Raw genomic sequence first — 6,401 nt, 5'->3', positions numbered from 1 at the left:
GGCCGCTACCTGCCGGACGGCAACATCGAATACCTGGGTCGCAACGACGACCAGGTGAAGATCCGTGGTTTCCGCATCGAACTGGGCGAGATCGAAGCCAAGCTCGCCCAACACGACGCCGTGAAAGAGGCGGTGGTGCTGGCCCGTGAAGACGTACCGGGTGACAAGCGTCTGGTCGCGTATTTCACCCAGCATTCGCCAGGCCAGGCAGTGGGCGTAGGCCATCTGCGTGGGCATCTGCAAGCGCAGTTGCCGGAGTATATGGTGCCGGCGGCCTATGTGCGCCTCGACACCTTGCCGTTGACCCCCAACGGCAAGCTCGATCGCAACGCCTTGCCACTTCCCGACAGCGAGGCGTTCGCCACTCATCTTTACGAAGCCCCCGTGGGTGACGTGGAAACGAAGCTTGCTTCGTTGTGGGCCGAGCTGCTGAAGGTCGAGCGCATCGGCCGCCACGACCATTTCTTTGAACTGGGCGGGCACTCGTTGTTGGCCGTGGCGCTGATCGAACGCATGCGCAAGGAAGGCATGGAAGCCGATGTCCGTGTGTTGTTCGGTCAACCGACGCTGGCGTCTGTGGCCGCGGCGGTGGGGCAGGTACAACGCATCGAAGTGCCCGAGACGAAGATACCGGCGCTCACGCGTCAGCGACGCATCTGAGTCCGATGGGAGAGAGCTTGTCTGCCGGCATGACGCCATCGCGAGCAGGCTCGCTCCCACAGTTTTCCGCGGCGCCGCGCAAATCCTGCTGGCCCCCAATCCCTCTGTGGGAACGGGCTTGCTCGCGAAAGCGGCGTGTCTGTCACGCAGATGTCGAATGTGCCACCGCCTTCGCGGGCAAGCCCGGCTCCCCCAGGATTTACGTCCGCTTGCTCCCCGCCGGGACTTGTCCCTGCTTCCCATGACAGACATGACCTACTGAATGCTCTAATTTTTTTTGGCCTGTAAGGAGACGGACCTCCTTCGGTTGAACATGACGATATTCATGCATCGGCCCGCACGCGGTGATCGGCCCGTCCGCCGCCAATCCTCGCGTCCAGGCGACACGCCGTATCTGAAAGCCACATTGATCGTCAACCACTCCGAACCAGAAAAGCAGGTCCTTCGATGCAATTCAGCGAACTGATGGCAGTGCTTTCCAAGCACCCGATTCGTCTCCAACAGGATGGCGAAAACCTTGTGATCGAGGGCGATGACGAAGGGCTGGAGAACACGGTATGGGACAGTCTGGCCGTCCATAAGCGTGAACTGCTCGCCCTGGTGGAGAGAAACGGTGGCGACTGGTTGAGCCCGGCGTTCCGCATCACACCGGACATGTTGCCGCTGGCGAGCCTGACCCAGGAGCAGATCGACCGGATCGTCGACGGCGTACCCGGTGGCGCCGGCAATGTCCAGGACATCTATCCGCTGGCGCCGTTGCAGGAAGGCATTTTCTACCATCACCTTGCCGCGGAACAGGGTGATCCCTATGTGTTGCAGACCTTGTTCGGAGCAGACCAGAGAGCTCGCCTGGACGATTTTCTCCAGGCCTTGCAAGGCGTGATCGATCGCCACGACATCTTGCGCACCTCGGTGGTGTGGGAAGGGTTGGAGGAACCGATGCAAGTGGTCTGGCGCGAGGCCACTCTGGCGCTGGAAGAACTGGTGCTCGATCCGGCCGAGGGCGATATCGATTGGCAGCTGCATCAGCGTTTCGATACCCGACACCACCGTCTGGACGTGGGTCGGGCGCCGTTGATGCGCCTGGTCTGTGCGCAAGACCGGGCTAACAACCGCTGGGTGGCGATTCTGTTGTTTCATCACATGGCGCTGGACCATGCAGCCCTGGAGCTGGTGCAGCATGAAATGCAGGCATTCCTGCTCGGCCGGACCGATGAATTGCCTGAACCGGTACCTTTTCGCAACTACGTGGCACAGGTGCGCCTGGGCATCAGTGCTGAGGCCCATGAAGGGTTCTTCCGCGAGATGTTGGGCGATGTCGATGAGCCGACCCTGCCATTCGGCCTGCAAGAGGTGCAGGGCGCAGGGCCGGGCATTGAGGAAGCTACACTGGCACTCGCCAGCCGCTTGAGTCTGGACTTGAGGACCCAGGCGCGTCTGCTCGGCGTGAGTGCAGCGAGTCTGGTTCACCTGGCCTGGGCGCAGGTGCTGGGCCGGGTGTCGGGCCGGGACGATGTGGTGTTTGGCACCGTGCTGATGGGGCGGATGCAGGGCGGCGAAGGGGGCGACCGCGCCTTGGGCATGTTCATCAATACTCTGCCGTTGCGGGTGAACATTGGCGGGCAGGGCGTACGCGCCGGGGTCAAGACGACCCATGCACGGTTGACCGCATTGCTCGGTCACGAGCACGCCTCCCTGGCCTTGGCCCAGCGTTGCAGCGGCGTGGCTGCACCCGCGCCGTTGTTCAGCGCCTTGCTCAACTACCGTCACACCGGCACCGCGACTTCGACCGAAGCGGTGTCTGCCTGGAACGGTATCCAAGTGCTCGGTGGCGAGGAGCGGACCAACTATCCGCTGATGCTCTCGGTGGACGATCTGGGCGAGGGCTTCAGCCTGACCGTCCAGGCTGTGAGCGGGATCGACGCGTCGCGGATCTGTGCCTATATGGAAACGGCGCTGGCGACTTTGGCGCAGGCGCTGGAGTGTGCACCTGCGTCGTCGCTGGCCGATTTACCGATTCTGCCTCCGGCGGAGCGCGAGCAACTGCTGGTGACGTTCAATGCCACCGACGCCGAGTACCCGCTGGAGCAAACCATTCATGGGCTGTTCGAGGAACAGGTGCAGCGCACGCCGGATGCATTGGCGGTGCTGCATGGCGGTCAGCGCCTGAGCTATCGCGAGCTGAACGAGCAGGCCAACCGGCTGGCGCATTATCTGCGCAAACAGGGTGTGCGGCCGGATTCGCGGGTGGCGATCTGTCTCGAGCGCGGCAGCGACATGGTCGTGGGCCTGCTGGCGATCTTGAAGGCGGGTGGCGGTTATGTGCCGCTGGATCCGGCCTATCCGGCGGATCGGATTGCCTACATGCTGGCGGATAGCGCTCCGGCGGTGGTGCTGGCCCAGACGGCGACCCTTGGGTTGCTGTCTGATGCAACGATGCCGGTGATCGACCTCGGTAGCGAGCTGTGGCAGGACGAGTCCGTCTCGAATCCAGAGGTTGCCGGGCTGACCTCGGCGCACCTGGCCTATGTAATCTACACCTCGGGTTCGACCGGTTTGCCGAAAGGCGTGATGATCGAGCATCGCAACACGGTGAACTTCCTCACCTGGGCTCATCGCGCCTTTGACGCTGAAACCCTGTCGAAAACCCTGTTCTCGACGTCGCTGAACTTCGACCTGGCGGTGTATGAATGCTTTGCACCGTTGACGTCGGGCGGCAGTATCGAAGTGGTCACGAATGTGCTGGAACTTCAGCAGGGCGAGCACGACATCACCCTGATCAACACCGTGCCGTCGGCGCTCAAGGCGTTGCTGGAGTCCGGTGGATTGGGCGAGGGCGTGGATACGGTGAACGTGGCCGGCGAGGCCCTCAAGCGCAGCCTGGTGGAGGCGCTGTTCGAGCAGACTTCGGTCAAGCGCCTGTGCAACCTCTATGGCCCTTCGGAAACCACGACCTATTCCAGTTGGGTGTCCATGGCCCGTGAAGACGGGTTTGCCGCCCACATCGGCAAGCCGGTTGCCAATACCCAGTTCTATCTGCTGGATGAGCACAAGCAACCGGTGCCGCTGGGGGTACCGGGGGAAATTTACATCGGTGGCGCGGGTGTAGCTCGGGGTTATCTGAACCGCGATGACCTCACCGCTGAACGTTTTCTCAAGGATCCGTTCAGCAGAGCCGCAAACGCTCGGATGTACAGGACCGGCGACCTGGGCCGCTACCTGCCGGACGGCAACATCGAATACCTGGGGCGCAACGACGACCAGGTGAAGATCCGTGGTTTCCGCATCGAACTGGGCGAGATCGAAGCCAAGCTCGCCCAACATGATGCCGTGAAGGAAGCGGTGGTGCTGGCCCGTGAAGACGTGCCGGGCGACAAGCGCCTGGTGGCTTACTTCACTCAATCCAACGTGGTGGATATCGAAACCCTGCGCAGCTACCTGCAAGCGCAGTTGCCGGCCTACATGGTCCCGGTAGCCTACGTACACCTCGATGCCTTGCCCCTGACCCCCAATGGCAAGCTCGACCGCAAGGCCCTGCCGGCCCCAGACCTGGATTCGGTCATCACCCGCGGCTACGAAGCCCCCCGAGGCGAAATCGAAACAACCCTGGCGCAGATCTGGCAGGACCTGCTCAAGGTCGAGCGCGTCGGCCGTCACGATCACTTCTTCGAGCTCGGTGGCCACTCGTTGCTGGCCGTCAGCCTGATCGGGCGGATGCGTCAAGTCGGCCTGAGCGCTGACGTGCGCGTGCTGTTCGGCCAGCCGACCTTGATGGCGCTGGCGGCAGCGGTGGGCAGCGGCAGCGAAATCCAGGTACCGGACAACGGCATCCTGCCGGGCTGCACGCGGATCACGCCGTCGATGCTGCCCCTGGTCCAGCTGGATCAGCAAACCATCGACCGCATCGTGGACACGGTCCCGGGCGGCGCGGGCAACGTGCAGGATATCTATCCGCTGGCGCCGCTGCAGGAAGGCATCTTCTTTCATCATCTTTCGGCCGAACAGGGCGATCTGTATGTATTGCAGTCGCAGTTTGCCTTCGATCACCGCGAACGGCTCGATGCGTTCGTCGAGGCGTTGCAGGTGGTGATCGATCGTCACGACATCCTGCGTACCAGTGTGGTCTGGGAAGGCTTGGAGTCGCCGGTGCAAGTGGTCTGGCGCGAGGCGAAGCTGCACGTTGAAGCGGTCGACCTCGATCCGGCCGCCGGTGATGCCGTGGCACAGTTGCAGCAGCGCTTCGACCCGCGACACCATCGCCTGGATGTCAGCCAGGCCCCCCTGATGCGCCTGGCCTATGGACAGGACGCCGTCAATCATCGATGGGTCGCGACACTGTTGTTCCATCACATGGTGCTCGACCACACGGCGCTTGAAGTGGTGCAGCACGAGATGCAGGCGCATCTGATGGGCGACGTCGGGCAACTGGCTGACGCGGTGCCCTATCGCAATTATGTGGCCCAGGCACGCCTGGGCATGAGCCGTGAAGAACATGAGGTGTTTTTCCGCGAGATGCTCGGCGATATCGACGAACCGACATTGCCGTTCGGCCTGCAGGATGTGCAGGGCAATGGCCATGGCATCGAAGAAGCCCAGCAATCGGTGGAGGCTTCCCTGGACTTGCGTCTGCGGGCCCAGGCCCGTCAGTTGGGGGTAAGCGTCGCCAGCCTGGCGCACCTGGCCTGGGCCCAGGTACTGGGCAAGGTATCCGGCAAGCAGGATGTGGTATTCGGTACTGTGCTGATGGGGCGGATGCAGGGCGGTGCCGACACCGATCGTGCCCTGGGGATGTTCATCAACACCTTGCCGTTGCGGATTCAGGTAGGGCACCAGGGCGTGCGTGCGGGCGTCAAGGCCACCCATGCCAGGTTGACTTCGCTGTTGGGCCACGAACATGCCTCCCTGGCACTGGCCCAGCGCTGCAGCGGCGTGGCGGCACCGTTGCCGCTGTTCAGCGCCTTGCTCAACTACCGACACAGCGCCGTGGGTCTGGCTTCGGCCCAGGCGACGGATGCTTGGCAAGGTATCCATGCCCTGGATGGCTCAGAACGCACCAACTATCCGCTGACATTGAACGTCGACGACCTGGGCAGCGGTTTGCGTTTGACGGTACTGGCAGCAGCGCAGGTTGGCGCGCAGCGGGTCTGCGGCTACATGCATACGGTCCTGGAAAAACTCGTGGAGGCGCTGGAACAGACGCCCCAGGCCGCGTTGTATCGCCTGCCGATTCTACCGGTAGCGGAGCGTGAGCAACTGCTGGTGGCGTTCAACGCCACCGCTGCCGAGTACCCGCTGGAGCAAACCATTCATGGGCTGTTCGAGGAACAGGTGCAGCGCACGCCGGATGCGCTGGCGGTGCTGCATGGCGAGCAGCGCCTGACTTATGCTGAATTGAACGAGCAGGCCAACCGCCTGGCGCATTACCTGCGCGGGCAGGGCGTGCGGCCGGATTCGCGGGTGGCGATCTGTGTCGAGCGTGGTGCCGACATGGTGATCGGGTTGCTGGCGATCCTCAAGGCGGGCGGTGGTTATGTGCCGCTGGATCCGGCCTATCCGGCGGATCGGATTGCCTACATGCTGGAAGACAGTGCGCCGGCGGTGGTGCTGGCCCAATCGGCAACGGTTGGGTTGTTGGCCGGTGCTTCGATGCCGGTGATCGACCTCGGTAGCGGGCTCTGGCAGGACGAGTCCGTCTCGAATCCAGAGGTTGCCGGGCTGACCTCGGCGCACCTGGCCTATGT

Annotated in this window: 2 protein-coding genes; both read left to right on the top strand. The window is 63.0% G+C overall.

Annotated features, from left to right (window positions below):
• Nucleotides 1-660, top strand: a 660-nt coding sequence (locus BLQ55_RS30930; RefSeq protein ID WP_256326678.1) for a phosphopantetheine-binding protein, incomplete at its 5' end; no start/stop codon positions are given.
• Between the two features lie 447 nt (nt 661-1,107).
• The coding region (locus BLQ55_RS30925) for a non-ribosomal peptide synthetase (protein WP_143011817.1) at nt 1,108-6,401 on the top strand (5,294 nt) is incomplete at its 3' end.

This window comes from Pseudomonas sp. NFACC13-1, assembly GCF_900104425.1.
Taxonomy (GTDB): Bacteria; Pseudomonadota; Gammaproteobacteria; order Pseudomonadales; family Pseudomonadaceae; genus Aquipseudomonas; species Aquipseudomonas fluorescens_AA.
Note: the sequence above shows the minus strand (reverse complement) of the source record. Positions and strands in the feature narration are given on the sequence as shown.